Origin of the sequence: Streptomyces sp. NPDC048612, from assembly GCF_043199295.1 — a bacterium.
In the GTDB taxonomy this organism is placed as follows: domain Bacteria; phylum Actinomycetota; class Actinomycetes; order Streptomycetales; family Streptomycetaceae; genus Streptomyces.
This window is the reverse complement of the sequence record NZ_JBICVV010000006.1, coordinates 117,650-134,047: the sequence shown is the minus strand read 5'-3', so window position 1 is coordinate 134,047 and position 16,398 is coordinate 117,650. Positions and strand designations below refer to the sequence as shown.

Sequence of the window (16,398 nt, the reverse complement as noted above, 5' to 3'; positions counted from 1 at the left end):
ATTGGGTAGGCAGTGCTCCTGAAAACCTTTGGCTGGTCGTTCGCCGTCACGGCGCTCGGCCTCGCCTTGGCGGGCGTGCTCTGGGGGTGGCAGGGGCTGGCGATTGTCGGAATCCTGTCCGTCCTGGAGATCTCCGTCTCGTTCGACAACGCCGTCATCAACGCGGGCATCCTGCGCAAGATGAACGCCTTCTGGCAGAAGATCTTCCTCACGCTCGGCATCCTGATCGCCGTGTTCGGCATGCGGCTGGTGTTCCCGGTCGTCATTGTCGCGATCACCGCGAAGCTGGGGCCGATCGAGGCGGTCAGCCTCGCCATCAATGACAAGGCGCAATACCAGGAACTGGTCACCAGCGCCCATCCGGCCATCGCGGCCTTCGGCGGGATCTTCCTGCTGATGATCTTCCTCGACTTCATATTCGAGGAGCGCGATTACAAGTGGCTGTCCTGGATCGAAAAGCCCATGGCCAAGATGGGCAAGCTGGACACCCTGTCGATCATCATCGCGCTGGCCGTCCTGCTGGTGACCGCGATGACGGTGGCCACCAGCGTCGGGCACGGCGGCGGTGACAAGAGCGCCACGGTCCTGCTGTCCGGTGTCGCGGGCCTCATCACCTACCTCGTCGTGGGCGGTATCTCCGGCTACTTCGAAGGCAAGCTGGAGGACGAGGAAGAGGACGCGGACGCGGAGGCCGCCGAGGCCGCGGCGGCGCCCGCCACGAAGGGCAACGTCTCGGCCGCGGGCCTGGCCGGCAAGGCCGCGTTCTTCCTGTTCCTCTACCTCGAGGTCATCGACGCGTCCTTCTCCTTCGACGGCGTCATCGGTGCCTTCGCGATCACCAACGACATCTTCATGATGGCGCTGGGCCTGGGCATCGGCGCGATGTACATCCGGTCGCTGACGGTCTTCCTGGTCCGCAAGGGGACCCTGGACGACTACGTCTACCTGGAGCACGGCGCCCACTACGCGATCGGCGCGCTGGCCGTCATCCTGCTGATCACGATCAAGTACGAGATCAACGAGGTCATCACGGGCCTGGTCGGCATCGTGCTGATCGCCCTCTCGTTCGCCTCCTCCGTGGCCCGGAACCGGCGCGAGGGCAGGACCGGGGACACCTCGGACGACAAGGCGGAAGTCGCGTCCGGAGTGTGACGCGACGCTGATTGAGGAACGCTCTCTGCGGGGCGGCCTGAGGTGCAGACCTCGGGCCGCCCCGTTGGTAGTTGGGGCCGAGCGATGGGGTGGGCAAGGTGTCGTTCCTGGGGAACCTGTGGCGCGGTGGTGCGCAGAAGAGGGACTTCGACAGCGGAGGCGCGTCGTACGTCGTCGAGCTGACGAAGCGGAATCCGGTCGTCTCACTGACTAAGCAGGGGGCCGCCTCCGGGCATCTGCGGGTCAATCTGCACTGGCAGATGAGGACGTCGGACCTGCATGAGCGGAACGGGGGCAAGGGCGGCCTGCTGCGGCATCCGGGCAAGCTGTTCAAGCCCGAAGTCGTACAGGCGCAGGGGCCGGCCGTGGTCAACGTCGACCTGGACCTGGCCTGTCTGTACGAGCTCAAGGACGGGACCCGGGGCGTGGCACAGCCGCTGGGCAACTTCCTGGGGGACCTCAACGGGCCGCCCTTCGTCAAGCTCAGCGGTGACGACCGCTTCGGTTCGGGGTCCGGTGAGACGCTCTACATCAACCTGGACCACCGCGACGAGATCAAGCGCATGCTGATCTTCGTCTACATCTATGACGGGACGCCGGCCTTCGACCGTACGCATGCGGTCGTGACGCTCTATCCGAGCAGCGGACCGCGGGTGGAGGTCAAGCTGGACGAGCGGGCGCCCCAGGCGCGCTCCTGCGCCGTCTTCATGCTGGAGAACGTCAAGGGCGAGCTGACGGTGCGCCGCGAGGTGAAGTACGTCTACGGCTTCCAGGCGGAGCTCGACCGGCTGTACGGCTGGGGGCTCCAGTGGGGGCGGGGCTACAAGTCCAAGGTGTGAGCCGCCCGGTGCGGCGCACCACCCGGTGTTGTACGGGGTGGGCGCCGCGGGGCGGTGCCGTGGTGGTCAGGGCACCCGCCGGTGATCCGTTACCGGCGCTGGAACTGTGGTCCCTGGGGCGGCAGGACAAAGGACGGGTCCGGCACGAAGGGCTGCTGCACCGGGTAGCCGTACGTCGAGGCCGGGTGCGGCTGGGGCTGCGGGGCGCCGTACGGGGCCGGCGGCTGCTGCGGGGGCTGGTACTGGGGCGGCGGCCCCGGGTAGCCGTAGGCGGGCTGGGCCGGGGGCTGGGCCGGCGGTGGTGGAACGTTCTGCGGGTAGCCGTAGCCGCCGCTCGTGGGCGGGGGTGCCGCGGAGGCCGCCGCGGCGGCGGGCTGCGGCGTGGGCGGGGCCTGCTCCGGCGGAGCGTCGGCCACGTGCTGGGTGACGGCATCGGGGTCCGACGCCGGGTAGGTCTGCGGGTCGGCCGCGGAGGGCGGGCCCGAGGCCTCTTCCGGCCAGGTGCTGGGCGGCGGGGTCACGGGGGAATCGGCGGGGCCGTTCGCCGGGCCGGCGGCGGGCGGGGCGCCGGAAGGGCCGGAGGCGGTGGGGCCGGGATCGGCCTGCGGGGACGGCTCGTCGGTGGTCGCGGGCTCCGGGCCGGGCGAGGCCACCGTGGCCTCCGTGGCCGACGCGTCGGTCTGTGCGGTGTCCGGATCGTTCTCGTCCACCGAGATCCCGAACTCGGTCGCCAGGCCGACCAGTCCGGTCTCGTAGCCCTGCCCCAGCGCACGGAACTTCCAGGACTCCGCGCGGCGGTACAACTCCCCGCAGATCAGGGCCGTCTCATCGCCGGTCTCCGGCACCACGTCGAAGACCGCGAGCGGCTCACCGTCGCTCGCCGCCGCGTCGTACAGCCGGACCTGCAGATCCGTGACGCCCGCGAAAGCGCCGCCGTCCGAGGACGCGGCCAGCACGACCCGGTCCACCGACGGTTCCAGCGCCGCCAGATCCGCCTCGATGGTGTCGGTCAGCTGGTCACCGGCCTGGCTCTTGGGGAGATGCCGAACCAGGCCGCTGGGGTGGCGTGGTTGGTTGTAGAAGACGAAGTCCTCGTCGGAGCGCACGCTTCCGTCGGGCCCCACCAGCAGGGCCGAGGCGTCGACATCGGGAACACCTGTGCCGGCCGTCCAGCGCAGGACGGCCCGGACAGCCGTGGCATCGAGGGGTACGTTCGACCCTTTCGGCATCGCGTGCGTCATGCCGTAATCCTGCCTTCCCTGAGGTCGCAGGGACAACGCGGGGGCCCGGTGGACTGCAGCGGGCTTTTCCGGGGACTCCTGGGTGACTCGTGGGGGTTACGTGATTTTCACGCACGCGGGAACTAACCACACCCCCGCGCACGTACGATTACCGGCTGGATCGAGACAGCGAGGCGCAGCGGGGGTGCCCGAGACCCGCAGGTAGACGGGGAGATATATGCGGCATTTTGGGCATCTTGCGCCCGATGTCCGGAGGACGTTGTTCCATCAGGAGCCGGTGGAGTTCACCGCCGATTCTCCGGCGCGCACGCTCGCGGTCGCCCTGGGCGCCACGCTCTACAGCCCCGCCACCCGCCCGCACCTCGCCGCCGACGTGATCAAACAGGCCGGGCGTGGCGTGATGTCCATGGTGCTGTGCCTGGAGGACTCCATAAGTGACGCGGACGTCGAGGCCGGCGAGGGGAATCTCGTGCGGCAGCTCGGCCTCCTCGATGAGGCGGCGGCCGCCGGAACCGGTGTCCCGCTGCTGTTCGTCCGCGTCCGTGCCCCCGGTCAGATTCCGGACCTGGTGCGCCGGATGGGCTCCGCCGTCCACAGACTGTCTGGATTTGTACTTCCGAAATTCGCCGAGGAGCGTGGCATCCCGTTCCTGGAGGCGCTGACGACGGCCGAGTCCGTCTGCTCGCGCCGGCTCTTCGCGATGCCGGTGCTGGAGTCCCCCGAGCTGCTGCACCTGGAGAGCCGCGCCGAGACCCTTCAGGGCATCGCCAGGACCGTCGACAAATACCGGGACCGGGTGCTGGCCCTGCGGCTCGGCGTCACGGACTTCTGCTCCGCCTATGGGCTGCGCAGACCGCCCGATATGACGGCGTACGACGTCCAGATCGTCGCCTCCGTGATCGCCGACGTGGTGAATGTGCTCGGCCGGGCCGACGGAACGGGCTTCACCGTCACCGGGCCGGTGTGGGAGTACTTCCGGCAGCACGAGCGGATGTTCAAGCCGCAGCTGCGGCGCAGCCCGTTCCTCGGACGCGCCGAGGACCTGCGGACCGCCCTGATCGAGCACGACATGGACGGCCTGCTGCGCGAGATCGAACTCGACCGCGCCAACGGCCTCCAGGGCAAGACCTGCATCCACCCCTCGCATGTCGCGCCGGTGCACGCACTGTCGGTCGTCAGCCACGAGGAGTTCAGTGATGCGCTCGACATCCTGCGTCCCGAGCGGGGCGACGGCGGTGTGCTGCGCTCCTCGTACACGAACAAGATGAACGAGGTGAAGCCGCATCGCGCCTGGGCCGAGAGGACCCTGCTGCGGGCCGAGGCCTTCGGGGTCGCCCGGGAGGGCGTCGGATTCGTGGAGCTGCTGACAGCGAGCGTGCCGCAGACCTGATCTGCGGTGATCGATATGCACGGTACGACGGAGGAGACGGAACGCGTGGTCTGGACAGGGGAATGGGTCGCCGGCCGGCTCGGGGTCTCGCTGAGCGGCGGGGACGAGCTGCCGGAACTGCTCGGGCTGGCGCTGCGGCGCAATCCCAAGCGGGCCCATCTGCTCGTGTCGAACGTGCTGGGCAAGCATGTGCCGCAGCGGCCGGGCGTGGTCCATGGCGCCGGCCTCGGGCTGGGGCGCCGGGTGCGGGAGCTGCTGGGTGACGAGGCCGCCGCCCGCTCCGTCGTCCTGGGGTACGCCGAGACCGCCACCGGCCTGGGGCATTCGGTGGCCGACGGCCTCGCCCTCGCGCCGTATCTGCACTCCACCCGCCGCCCCGTCGCGGGTGTGGCACAGGTGGGCGGGTTCGAGGAGGAGCACAGCCACGCCACCTCCCACCTGCTGCTCCCCGAGGACCGGGAACTGCTCGCCGGAGACGGGCCGCTGGTGCTCGTCGATGACGAGTTCTCCACCGGCAGGACCGTCCTGAACACCATCAAGGCGCTGCATGCGCGCTTCCCGCGCGAGCGGTACGTGGTCGTCGCCCTGGTCGACATGCGCTCCGACGCGGACCGCAGCCGTCTGGAGAAGTTCGCGGCGGAACTGGGCGCCCGCGTCGACCTCGTCGCGCTGGCCGCGGGCGGCGTACGTCTGCCCGAGGACGTGCTGAGCCGCGGCCAGGAACTCGTCGCCGCACAGGAGGCCGCCGCGGCACAGGGCCCGGGGGCCGCCCCGGCGTCCGGCGGTGACGGCGCGGACGTCATACGGGTCGACCTCGGCTGGCCCGCGGGGCTGCCGGACGGCGGCCGGCACGGCTTCACCCCGGCGCACCGGGAGCGGCTGGAGGCCGGGCTGCCGGGCATGGCGGCCCGTCTCGCGCAGCGCCTGGAGGGCGCCCGCCGCGTTCTCGTCCTCGGCAACGAGGAGTTGATGTACGCGCCGCTGCGGATAGCGGAGGCCCTGGACGCTCACGTCGCCCGGGAAGGGGGCGGCCAGCAGTCCGCGCCGGCCGGAGGTGCGGGTGTCTTCTTCTCCACCACCACCCGGTCGCCGGTGCTCGCCGTCGACGACCCCGGTTACGCGATACGGACCCGGCTCTCCTTCCCCGCCCACGACGATCCCGCCGACGGTCCGGGGGAGCGGTACGCCTACAACGTCGCCGCCGGCACCGCCCCGGAACGCCGCTTCGACGCCATCGTGGCCGTCGTGGACTCGCACGGCGACCTCCCCGAACTGCACGCCGCCGACGGTCTGCTGAGCCGGCTCGCCCGGCACACCGACCGCCTGCTGCTCGCCGTCATCCCCTCCCACGCCCCGCAACCACAGGCCGGACCCATGTCCCTCCCCGAGCCGCTGCGCGGCCCCGCCTTCTCCTCCTACACCGCCGACGAGGTCGGCTGGCTGCTGCAGGATCTCTCCGGCGTCACCCTGGAAGCGCCGACCGAGGAACGCGAGGAGGCGATTCAGCGCGGCGGCGCCCACTACGCGGAGTCGCTGCCCGTCGAGTACCAGCCGAGCGAGGCGTACCAGGCGCTGTTCCACCAGGCGCTGGAGACCTCCGCGAGCCGGATCGCGCGGGCGGTCGGGACCGTCACCGAGTCCGTGCTCGCCGAACGCGGCCCCCGCCCCGTGCTGGTCTCGCTGGCCCGGGCGGGCACACCCGTCGGGGTGCTGATGCGCCGCTGGGCGCAGCGTGCGCACGGTCTGGAGCTGCCGCACTACGCGGTCTCGATCGTCCGCGGCCGGGGCATCGACACCACGGCGCTCCGGTGGCTGGCCGCCCATCACGACCCGGCGGATGTCGTCTTCGTGGACGGCTGGACCGGCAAGGGAGCCATCACCCGCGAACTCGCCCAGGCCCTGGAGGACTTCCCGGGCTTCGACCCGAGGATCGCCGTGCTCGCCGACCCCGGCGGCTGCGTCGAGACCTATGGCACCCGCGACGACTTCCTCATTCCGTCCGCCTGCCTCAACTCCACCGTCTCCGGCCTGATATCGCGCACCGTCCTGCGCGACGACCTCGTGGGCCCGGACGACTTCCACGGCGCGAAGTTCTACCGCGATCTGGCCCCGACCGACGTGTCGCGTGCCTTCCTCGACGCGATCACCGCGCGCTTCGACGAGGTCGCCGCGGACGTCGCCGACGAGGTGAAGGCCCTGGCCGCCGCCGACCGGGCCCCCACCTGGGAAGGCTGGGCGGCCGTCGAGCGGATCAGCGAGGATTACGGCATCCACGATGTGAACCTCGTGAAGCCCGGTGTCGGGGAGACCACCCGGGTACTGCTGCGGCGGGTCCCCTGGAAGATCCTGGCCCGGCGGGGTGCCGGTACCGACCTCGATCATGTGCGCCTCCTGGCCGAACAACGGGGCGTGCCCGTCGAAGAGGTCGACGAACTGCCCTACACCTGTGTGGGGTTGATCCACCCCCGCTTCACTCGCGGAGCGACGGGTGCCGACGGCAAGGCGGTGGCCTCCTGATGAGCAGCCGGCCCCTCGCCCACCACCCCTCCCCGGAAGCGCTGCGCGCTGCCCCTCTCTTGGTCGCCAGCGACCTCGACCGCACCCTGATCTATTCGGCGGCGGCCCTGGGCCTCACCATGCCCGACGCCGAGGCGCCCCGGCTCCTGTGTGTGGAGACCTACGAGCGCAAGCCGCTCTCCTACATGACGGAGACGGCCGCCGGCCTGCTCGCCGAACTGGCCGGCAAGACCACCTTCGTGCCGGCCACCACCCGCACCCGCGAGCAGTACCACCGCATTCATCTCCCCGGACCGGCACCGGAGTTCGCCATCTGCGCCAACGGTGGCCAGCTGCTCGTCCACGGAGAGCCGGACCCGGGCTGGCAGCGCACCGTCGCCGAGCGGCTCGCCGAGCAGTGCGCGCCCCTGGACGAGATCCGCGCGCACCTCGTCCGTACCGCCGACCCGGCCTGGCTGCTCAAGGAGCGGGTCGCGGAGGACCTCTTCGCCTATCTCGTCGTGGAGCGGCCGCTGCTGCCGGACACCTGGGTGAAGGACCTCACCGGCTGGGCGCACGAGCGCGGCTGGACCGTCTCGCTGCAGGGCCGCAAGATCTATGCCGTGCCGCAGCCGCTGACGAAGAGTGCGGCCGTGGCGGAGGTGGCGCGCCGCACCGGGGCGTCCGAGATCCTCGCGGCCGGTGACTCCCTCCTCGACGCCGATCTGCTCCTGGCCGCGGACCGCGGATGGCGGCCCGGACACGGCGAGCTGGCGGACTCCGGCTGGCAGGCTTCCCACGTCACCGCGCTCGACGAGCGGGGTGTCGCCGCGGGCGAGGAGATCGTGCGGGCCTTCATCCGCGCCGCCATTCCCCCGAGCCACGCCGGCTGACCCGGAGAGCGACAAAGAGCCCCACCGCCAGCGCAGTTGCCGCGAGGACCACCTTCGAATAGACGTCCACATACCCTGTCACCTCCTCCCAGTTGTCGCCGAGCAGATAGCCCGCGAAGACGAAGACCGCGTTCCAGATGAGGCTGCCGAGTGTGGTCAGGGCGAGAAAGACCGGTATCGGCATGCGCTCGATTCCGGCGGGTATGGAGACGAAGCTGCGGAAGAGGGGAATCATCCGGCCGAAGAACACCGCCTTCGTCCCGTGCCGCCGGAACCAGCGCTCCGTCTTCTCGATGTCCGGGACCTTGACCAGCGGCAGCTTCGACGCGATCGCGACCGTACGCTCACGCCCGAGCAACGCGCCCGCGCCGTACAGTGCCAGGGCGCCGGTCACGGAGCCGAGGGTGGTCCACGCGAGCGCGGACAGCAGAGGCATGCTGCCGCGGGCGGCGGCGAAGCCCGCGAGCGGCAGGATCACCTCGCTCGGCAGCGGCGGGAAGAGGTTCTCCGCAGCGATGGCCACACCCGCGCCGGGCGCGCCGAGCGTGTCCATGAGGTCGGTGATCCAGCCGGGTGCGGTGCTTTCGATGCTCTCGATCATGTTTTCAACGCTATGAATTCTCGCCTCGCGGCACATTGCGGTACACCGCACGAAAGATTGCGGTTTTCCGCAGTGTGCGCGGACGCGCGGTGCGGCTAGCGTTTTGATCATGTTAGGAATTGCACGGCGCGGATTGCGTCTCGCGACAGGTCTGGTGCTCGGTGCCGCGATCGCGGCGGCCGAACTCCCCTTCGTCGTGCTCTCCGGCCTCTCCCTGCTGTGCGTGATCGCCTGGCCGCGTGGCCGCCGCGCGGTCCTCAAACCCGTCCTCGCCACCGCACGAGCCCTGACCGAGACCCATCGACGCCGCCTCTGCAGCTATGTCGCGGCCGACACGTCGGACGCGTACGCGGACCATCGCGCCCTGCAATATCTCTCCCTGCGCTGGGGATTGGGCCTGCTGGGCGCACTCGTGCTGGGCACGGCGCTGATCGGAACGGCGTACGGCATCTCCTGGATCTTCATCCTGCCGCTCACCGACGTCCGTCATCCCGGCACCGTCGTGCTTTCGAGCCTCGGAGGCCTCTTCCTCCTGTTCCTCAGCCTGCAGGGCACCTTCGGGGTCGCCGGGCTGGAGACCAGGCTCGCGCGGTACTACCTCGGCCCCAGCCATCACGAAGCGCTGGAGCGCCGCATCGAGCAACTGGCCGCCAGCCGCGCCGGCGTGATCGCCGCGGTCAACGATGAGCGCCGCCGTATCGAACGCGATCTGCACGACGGTGTGCAGCAGCGGCTGGTGGCCCTGGGAATGCTGCTCGGCCGCGCGCTGCGCAGTCAGGACGCGCAGCGGGCGGAACAACTCCTGCGCCAGGCACATGAAGAGAGCGGCCGGGCCCTGACCGAGCTGCGCGAAGTGGCCTGGCGAGTCTACCCGACGGTGCTGGACGAAGCGGGGCTGCGCGCCGCTTTGGAAACGGTGGCCGAACGCTCGGCCATCCCCGTACACCTCGACTACGACCTCGTCACCGAACCCGAGACCGCCCTGGCGACGGTCGCCTATTTCGTGGTCTCCGAAGCGGTCACCAACGCCGTCAAGCACTCCGGTGCCGGACGGATATCGGTCCGCGTCGCCCCTGGCGAGGACGCCGTGCTCGTGCGCATCGAGGACGACGGACCGGGCGGCGCGGATTCCACCGGCAGTGGCCTGTTCGGCCTGGCCCGCCGGGTCGCCGCCCTCGACGGCCGGTTCCGGGTGGACAGCCCGGCCGGCGGACCGACCCTCATCACCGCGGAGCTGCCGTGCGCGTAGTACTGGCCGACGATTCGACCCTGCTGCGCGAGGGCCTGGTACGCCTCCTCGCCGAGGAGGGGCACGAGGTGGCGGCCGCGGTCGGCGACGCCGAGCAGCTGATCGCCGTGCTGGAGCAGGCGGAGAGGCAGGAGAAGAGGCCGGACGCGGTCGTCGTGGACGTCCGGATGCCGCCCACGCACACCGATGAGGGGCTGCGCGCCGCAGTGCAGATCCGGGAACGCTGGCCCGGCATCGGAGTGCTGGTGCTCTCGCAGTATGTCGAGCGCCGCTATGCGACGGAGCTGCTGACCGATGACAGTGAGGGGGTGGGCTATCTGCTCAAGGACCGGGTGGTCCAGGTGGACGAGTTCCTGGACGCGCTGGAACGGGTGAGTGCCGGTCAGGCCGCCTTCGACTCCGAGGTCGTACGGCAGCTGCTGATGCGCAGCAGCCGCTCGGACCCGCTGGGCACACTGACCACACGCGAACAGGAGGTGCTCCGGGAGATGGCGCAGGGCCACACCAACGCGGCCATCGCGGTCCGGCTGCACATCTCGCAGAGTGCCGTGGAGAAGCACATCAATGCGATCTTCGAGAAACTCGGCCTGACCGGCACATCCGGATACTCCCGCCGGGTCCTGGCGGTATTGCGGTACCTGGGGACTTGAGGGCCATGGCACGAGGTCCGGTACACGAGACCGGTCACAACAAGGCGGCCGCACAAGGGCGCGCGTACGAGGCCGGACCGGGAGGTGACCGGTGCGGCGAGAGGACAGGAGAGGGGGAAGGCGACGGGGACAGGGGCCACCCGGAGTGGCAGCGTCGTGTGGGGAGGCCCCCGCCGCTGGGCACCCCAGGGGCAACGTCCGAGTGACGGCTCGTCGGGGGACCGGGATATCTGCGAACGGTGGGCGACGGGCTCGACTAGTGTCGCCGAGGCGGTTGGCCGCACTGCCCGGTGATCCGCCGGGACCACGATCCTTGACCAAGAGGAGAGCCAGTGGCTGAGTCCAAGAGCACGCCGATCACAGCGGAGATGTACGCCTACGTCCTCGCCCACAATCCGCCGCTGAACGCCGCGCAGCGGGACATCGTGGAGCTCACGCACCAACAGTTCCCCGAAGCGGCGGGGATGCAGTCGGCGGAGGAACAGGGGCCGCTGCTGGCGTTCCTGGTCCGGCTGACCGGCGCTCGGCATGTCGTCGAGGTCGGGACGTTCACCGGCTTCTCGACGCTCTCCATGGCTCAGGCGCTGCCCGAGGGCGGCACGCTGATCGCCTGCGACGTGTCCGAGGAGTGGACCGCCTACGGCCGGGAGTCCTGGGCCAAGGCCGGGGTCGCGGACCGTATCGACCTCCGTATCGCACCCGCGCTGGAAACGCTGCGGTCGATGCCCGCCGAGCCGCATATCGACCTTGCCTATCTCGACGCGGACAAGGGCGGCTACATCGCCTACTGGGAGGAGTTGGTGCCCCGGCTGCGGCCGGGTGGCCTGATCATCGCGGACAACGTCCTGTACCACGGGGAGGTCGCCGACCCGGCGGCCACCGGGTCCGCCCTGGCCATCAGGGCGTTCAACGACCATGTGCTGGCGGACCCCCGTATGGAGGCGGTGATCCTCACCGTGGCGGACGGCGTGACGCTGGCGCGCAAGCAGTAGCGTTCACCGGCCACCCCGGACCGGCCACCGGCCACCGGCCCCCGGACCGGCCACCGGCCCCCGGACCGGCCGATGGCCACCCGCCCTGGCCCGGCTCCGTGACGTGGTGTCGCCCGGCAAGCACTAGCCGCAGCAGCCGCCTCCACAGCAACCGCCGCCGCCACCGCCACCGCTCGGGGCGCGGGCGGGGGCGGTGGCGGAGCCGCCCACGGCGACCGTGGAGAGCAGCTTCACGGTGTCCTCGTGGCCCTCGGGGCACGCGGCCGGGGCGGAGGACTCGGCCATCGGCCGGTTCAGCTCGAAGGTGGAGTCGCAGGGGCGGCACCGGTATTCGTAACGAGGCATGGGCACAGGTTAGCCGCGGCGCCGATCAGCGCACGACGGTGCCGGGTGGCGCGCCCAGCATGCCCAGCTCCGAGCGGGTCGGCGCGCCCTCCCAGTCGCCCGGCGACGCGACCGCGAACGCTCCGGTGGTGACGGCGCGCTCCAGCCGTCCGGCTAGCCCCTCACCGTCCAGCAGCGCCGACAGATAGCCCGCCACGAAGGCATCGCCGGCGCCCACGGCATCCACAGCCCGTACGGGTGTGGCGGGCCGGTGCAGGGCGCCGCTGTCGGTGAAGGCCGTCGCCCCCGCCGCCCCGAGTTTGACCACGACCTCGCCGATGCCCTGGTCCAGCAGGAGCCCGGCCTGCGTCGCCACGCGGGCCGCGGGGGCGCCCGCGCCTTCCTCGGACGGCAGGGGCACGGCATCGCCCCATGCACGGGCGCCGGCCGCCATGGGCCCTTCTTGCACCTCAGCCCCCTCCGCTCCTTCAGCCCCCTGGCTCCCCTCGCCCCCACCTGGCGAGCCCTCCCGGCCCTGGCCCCCGTCCCGGCCGCCGCCTCCTCCGGGCAGACACAAGGGCAGCTCGTCGTCGGAGGCGATCAGGACGTCCACGGCGGGAAGCCACTCGCGAAGTACCTCGGCGGCCTCTTCGGCGGTCCACAGGCGGGCGCGGAAGTTGACATCGAGGCAGACCAGAGTGCCGTGCTCCCGCGCCAGTTGGAGGGCGCGCCCGGCTGCCGAGCGGGCCGTGGGGCTCAGAGCCGGGGTGATGCCCGTCAGGTGCAGGACGCGGGGCGGGGCGGCGGCGAAGGCGCGCTGGATCACCTCGGGGGTGAGCCGGGAGCCGGCCGATCCCGCGCGGTAGTAGTGCACCCGGGTGACCTCGGGCAGCCGCGGCTCGAAGAGGAGCAGCCCGGTCGGGGCGCCGGGATCGGCCGTGGCGCCGGACACCTCGACGCCCTCGGCACGCAGCGTACGCAGCACCAGCTGTCCGGCCTCGTCGTCGCCGACCGCGCCCGCCCAGCGGACCTCGTGCCCGAGCCGGGCCAGGCCGATCGCGACATTGCTCTCCGCCCCGGCGACGGAGACGTTCATCGTGCCGCCGAGCTTCAGCGGGCCGCTGCCCCGTAGGGCGACCATCGTCTCGCCGAAGGTGAGGACGTCCGGGCGGCCGGGCCGTCCCGGGAGCAGCGGCCGGCCGGGCGCCGCCCCGGGACGGGCATCGGCGGCGCCTTGCCGGTCCGTGCCGCGCGAGGCAGTCGGCTGCCCCGTCACTGTGCGCACGCTGCCTTGAACTCCGCCGCGCGCTTGCGCAGCCCGTCCAGGTCGCCGCCGTCCGCCGCGTCCCCGATCAGCGGGGTGCCGACGCCCACCGCCACTGCCCCGGCGGCGAAGTACGCCGGTGCGGTGGCCGCGTCCACCCCGCCGACCGGCACGAACGCCGGCTCGGGGAAGGGGCCGCGGAGCGCCTGCAGGTACGCGGGCCCGCCGACGGACGCCGGGAACAGCTTCAGGGCCGAGACGCCCAGCGCGTCGGCGGCGATCACCTCGGACGGTGTGAGCACGCCGGCGAGCGTCGGGAGCCCCTGCCGTACGGACTCCTCCAGACCGGGGCCCAGCCCGGGTGTGACGATGAGGTTGGCCCCGGCCTCGGCGGCGCGCCGGGCGTCAGCGGCGGTCAGGACGGTGCCGGCGCCGAGCCAGGCCGCATCGCCCAGCTCGGCACGGGCCCGCTGGATGACGGTCAGGGCGTCGTGTCCGCTGAGCGAGACCTCGATCAGCGGAAGGTCCGCCTCCGCGAGCGCCATGACCGTACGGAAGGATGCCTCCGCATCCCTGCCCCGGATGATGGCGACCAGCCGTTCGGTCCGGAGCGCTGTGCTGAAGTCCATGGCGTTCCTGCTTTCTCCTGCTCCCCGCCGCGTGCGTACTGCGCGACCGGGCCGTTCGGGCGCACGGGTAACACCTCTGATTATTCCGGGCCGGATGGGCGGGCGTGAGGGGTGTGGAGCACGGGACCCGTTACCACTCGGCGAACGCCCCGTCCTCATGGCGCCATACCGGGTTCCGCCACACGTGCCCCCGCTGATCCGCCGCCCGTACGGCGGCCTCGTCCACCTCCACGCCGAGGCCGGGGCGCTCGGTCCGCAGCAGCGAGCCGCCGTGGAAGCGGAACGGCTCCGGGTCCGCGACATGGCCCAGCAGCTCGGCGCCCTGGTGGTAGTGGATGCCGATGGACTGTTCCGGGACGAGGAAGTTCGGGGTGGTGAAGGCGACTTGGAGGCCGGCGGCCAGGGCGACCGGGCCGAGGGGGCAGTGCGGGGCGAGCTGCGCCCCGTACACCTCCGCGAGCGCAGCGATCCGGCGCAGCTCGGAGATGCCGGGCTGGAGGATCGCCATCCCGGCTTGCTGAGGAGCCGGGAACTCTCGCCGGGTGAAGAGACGTTCACCGAGTGCGAGGGGATGGAAGAGGCGTTCACGAGACCGGGGAGGGCATCCATGTAGTCGCAGAGGACGGGCTCCTCGACGAACATCGGTGCGTAGTCGGCCGGCAGGGGGAGGAGCCTGCGGGCGTTGGCGGGTGAGACCAGGCCGTGGAAGTCCAGGCCGAAGTCCCGTTCGTCGCCGAGGACTTCGCGCGCGGTCTCGGCGCGCAGCAGTCATCCGCGTACTTCGGCGCGGGTCGCCACCGGCGTCATCCTGCCGCAGCCGTTCATCTTGACGGCGGTGAAACCCGCCTCGGTCTGCGCGGTGACCGCGTCACGGAGGGCATGCATGGACGGTCCGTCCTTTCGGCGTCCGGCCGTACCGACCGGGCGTCCCCGGCCACCCGTGTACCGGGCTCGTGCGCGAGGTCCTGCCCACCCACTCCGTCACCCGAACCGACACCGAACTCCCAGCACCGAACCCGGAACGTGGCCGCCCACTTACTCCGGCCCCCACGGATTCCCGGCCCGCCAGGCCGCCCGGCCACCCCTACGGATGCTCCCGCGCGGACACATCGAGCAGTTCGAGCATCGCCATGTACGCCCCGTCGACATCCCGGTTCCGTACCGCCTCGACGACCGTGGCATGCAGCGCATGAGGGTCCTCGAAGGTGCCGGCCGCGGCCAGCACCGCCCGGTCGCGCTGGACCAGCACCGGCACGATCACCCGGTGCATCTGCGCGTAGAAGCGGTTGTTCGAGGCGATCAGCATCGCCGTGTGGAAGGACGCGTCGGCGCGTACGAGCAGCACCGGGTCGTCCTCGGCCGCGGCCATCGCGCTCAACGCGGCGTCCAGGGCCGCCAGATCCTCATCGGTCCGGCGCTCCGCGGCGAGCCCGGCCGCCGCGGGCTCGATGGAACGGCGCAGTTCGAGCACGTCGGCGAAGAAGTCGGACGAGACACCGGCCGCCAGCTTCCACCGCAGTACGTCCGTGTCCAGGAGGTTCCAGTCCTCCCGGGGGCGGACGAAGGTGCCACGCTTGCGGTCGCTCCCGAGGAGGCCCTTGGCGGTCAGCACCTTGACCGCCTCCCGCAGCACGGTCTGGCTCACGTCCAGCTCCGCCATCACCTCGGGGACCGCGAGGCTCTCGCCCTCCCCGAACGTCCCCTTCAAGATCCGCTGGGCGAGCCTCTCGACCGCCGCATGGTGGGCCCCGTGCCCCGAGGAGGCGGCGGCGTGCCCCGAACCGCTCATCGTGCTGCTCCCTGCTCCCCGCCCTTACCCAGCCGTCAGGGCGTACCGAGCACCCCATTCCCACCTCGGTACGCCCTGACGTTTCTGGCCCCGACGCGCCCTGGTCCGCCCCGGCTCAGGGCTGCTTGCTGTCGCCACCGGTGCGGGTGCCGGCGTCGAGGGTGGTGCGCCTCCGGCTCCCGCTGGTCCCGGCGCCGAACGAACCGCGCCCGGCATGGGAGGCGCCCTGCATCTTGACCCGCGCCGCCTGCCGCGCGGCCGTCATACCGGAGACGGGCTGCAACTGTCCGCGGTCGAACTGCTCGGCCTCCTCCGGATGCCGGGCGCGCCAGTACGGATTGTCGTGGGGGAGGCCGCCGCTGACCCGCCCGTACATCCCGAAGACCAGCAGCATCAGCCCGACCAGGAAGCTGAACAGGACGTTCTGGATCTGGAAGGCGAGGAAGTTCGCGCCGGTGTCCAGCAGCGCCAGGTTCACGAATCCGCTCAGGAGGAAGAGGCCGCCGAGCACGATGTTGAGGGTCGAGGCGAAGTTCCCGCCGATCACCATGCCGGCGACGAGGATGGCTCCGACGACGATCGAGAGCACGCTCAGCGTGCCGTTGGTGTTGAGCCCGGCCACGGTGTCGCCGCCGGTGTCGAAGTAGCCGATGTGGTGGGTCAGCCCGAGGATGCCGAACGCGATCAGTACCAGGCCCATCAGCCCGGCGCCGATGCGGTAGACCCTGCTGAGCCGGTGGTCCACGGGCAGATGCTCGTCGAGCCGTGTGCGGTGCTTCTTCTTCGCCCGGTGGAACGGGTTCGCGGGCCCGTGCAGGGTCTGGCCAGTAGCCCCAGTTGCCATGTCCGGCCTCCTTCGCGCAGGTGCCGACTGGGCCGTACTTCCCTC

General features: G+C 71.3%; 15 protein-coding genes and 1 pseudogene. 8 read left to right on the top strand and 8 right to left on the bottom strand.

What is annotated here, in order from left to right; all coding sequences use genetic code 11:
* Positions 1-12: 12 nt before the first annotated feature.
* Both ACGFN2_RS12285 and ACGFN2_RS12280 read left to right on the top strand, forming a co-directional pair.
* Complete coding sequence (locus tag ACGFN2_RS12285; protein WP_362608450.1) at positions 13-1,152, top strand: DUF475 domain-containing protein; 1,140 nt, start codon at positions 13-15, stop codon at positions 1,150-1,152.
* A gap of 98 nt (positions 1,153-1,250) precedes the next feature.
* On the top strand, positions 1,251-1,991 hold the full coding sequence (locus ACGFN2_RS12280) for a Tellurium resistance (protein ID WP_362608448.1): 741 nt from the start codon (positions 1,251-1,253) through the stop codon (positions 1,989-1,991).
* Positions 1,992-2,080: 89 nt separating this feature from the next.
* On the opposite strand, the gene ACGFN2_RS12275 is transcribed toward ACGFN2_RS12280, so the two are convergent.
* The gene (locus tag ACGFN2_RS12275; RefSeq protein ID WP_393359635.1) at positions 2,081-3,232 is read right to left on the bottom strand and encodes a TerD family protein; all 1,152 of its coding nucleotides are present in this window, start codon (positions 3,230-3,232) and stop codon (positions 2,081-2,083) included.
* A 217-nt stretch (positions 3,233-3,449) separates the two neighbouring features.
* Here ACGFN2_RS12275 and ACGFN2_RS12270 point away from each other — a divergent pair, with 217 nt between their 5' ends.
* From ACGFN2_RS12270 to ACGFN2_RS12260, 3 genes are read left to right on the top strand one after another with little or no spacing between them, the layout of a single operon-like run.
* Positions 3,450-4,622 carry an HpcH/HpaI aldolase/citrate lyase family protein gene (locus ACGFN2_RS12270; RefSeq protein WP_393359633.1) on the top strand — a complete coding sequence of 391 codons (1,173 nt, stop codon included), beginning with the start codon at positions 3,450-3,452 and terminating at the stop codon, positions 4,620-4,622.
* A 15-nt stretch (positions 4,623-4,637) separates the two neighbouring features.
* The gene (locus ACGFN2_RS12265; protein ID WP_393359631.1) at positions 4,638-7,139 is read left to right on the top strand and encodes a phosphoribosyltransferase; all 2,502 of its coding nucleotides are present in this window, start codon (positions 4,638-4,640) and stop codon (positions 7,137-7,139) included.
* Positions 7,139-8,011: an HAD family hydrolase gene (locus ACGFN2_RS12260; RefSeq protein WP_362608441.1), complete on the top strand. Its 873-nt coding sequence runs from the start codon at positions 7,139-7,141 to the stop codon at positions 8,009-8,011. Before ACGFN2_RS12265 ends, ACGFN2_RS12260 begins: the two co-directional genes overlap by 1 nt.
* Here the strand turns inward: ACGFN2_RS12260 and ACGFN2_RS12255 are convergent.
* Complete coding sequence (locus ACGFN2_RS12255) at positions 7,974-8,612, bottom strand: DedA family protein (protein WP_393359629.1); 639 nt, start codon at positions 8,610-8,612, stop codon at positions 7,974-7,976. The two genes, ACGFN2_RS12260 and ACGFN2_RS12255, sit on opposite strands and share 38 nt — an antisense overlap.
* Positions 8,613-8,721: 109 nt before the next feature.
* On the opposite strand from ACGFN2_RS12255, the gene ACGFN2_RS12250 reads away from it, so the two are divergent.
* The 3 genes from ACGFN2_RS12250 (at position 8,722) to ACGFN2_RS12240 (ending at position 11,503) form a co-directional block, all read left to right on the top strand.
* On the top strand, positions 8,722-9,861 hold the full coding sequence (locus tag ACGFN2_RS12250; protein ID WP_393359627.1) for a sensor histidine kinase: 1,140 nt from the start codon (positions 8,722-8,724) through the stop codon (positions 9,859-9,861).
* Positions 9,852-10,511 carry a LuxR C-terminal-related transcriptional regulator gene (locus ACGFN2_RS12245; protein ID WP_393359625.1) on the top strand — a complete coding sequence of 220 codons (660 nt, stop codon included), beginning with the start codon at positions 9,852-9,854 and terminating at the stop codon, positions 10,509-10,511. Before ACGFN2_RS12250 ends, ACGFN2_RS12245 begins: the two co-directional genes overlap by 10 nt.
* A gap of 368 nt (positions 10,512-10,879) precedes the next feature.
* Positions 10,880-11,503, top strand: a complete 624-nt coding sequence (locus ACGFN2_RS12240; RefSeq protein WP_393359846.1) for an O-methyltransferase — start codon at positions 10,880-10,882, stop codon at positions 11,501-11,503.
* Between the two features lie 123 nt (positions 11,504-11,626).
* On the opposite strand, the gene ACGFN2_RS12235 is transcribed toward ACGFN2_RS12240, so the two are convergent.
* The 6 genes and pseudogenes from ACGFN2_RS12235 to ACGFN2_RS12210 form a co-directional block, all read right to left on the bottom strand.
* Positions 11,627-11,848 (bottom strand): zinc ribbon domain-containing protein, encoded by a 222-nt coding sequence (locus ACGFN2_RS12235; protein ID WP_362608431.1) that lies wholly within the window; start codon positions 11,846-11,848, stop codon positions 11,627-11,629.
* A gap of 25 nt (positions 11,849-11,873) precedes the next feature.
* A complete protein-coding gene (locus ACGFN2_RS12230; protein ID WP_393359844.1) occupies positions 11,874-13,019 on the bottom strand; it encodes a sugar kinase in 1,146 nt (381 codons plus the stop codon).
* A gap of 80 nt (positions 13,020-13,099) precedes the next feature.
* The gene (locus tag ACGFN2_RS12225; protein ID WP_362608427.1) at positions 13,100-13,720 is read right to left on the bottom strand and encodes a bifunctional 4-hydroxy-2-oxoglutarate aldolase/2-dehydro-3-deoxy-phosphogluconate aldolase; all 621 of its coding nucleotides are present in this window, start codon (positions 13,718-13,720) and stop codon (positions 13,100-13,102) included.
* Between the two features lie 130 nt (positions 13,721-13,850).
* Positions 13,851-14,596: pseudogene (locus tag ACGFN2_RS12220) on the bottom strand (enolase C-terminal domain-like protein); the annotation flags it as partial.
* Positions 14,597-14,804: 208 nt separating this feature from the next.
* Positions 14,805-15,509 (bottom strand): FadR/GntR family transcriptional regulator, encoded by a 705-nt coding sequence (locus tag ACGFN2_RS12215; RefSeq protein WP_393359623.1) that lies wholly within the window; start codon positions 15,507-15,509, stop codon positions 14,805-14,807.
* 115 nt (positions 15,510-15,624) lie between these two features.
* Positions 15,625-16,353 carry a DUF4383 domain-containing protein gene (locus ACGFN2_RS12210; RefSeq protein WP_393359621.1) on the bottom strand — a complete coding sequence of 243 codons (729 nt, stop codon included), beginning with the start codon at positions 16,351-16,353 and terminating at the stop codon, positions 15,625-15,627.
* Between the last annotated feature and the right edge of the window lie 45 nt (positions 16,354-16,398).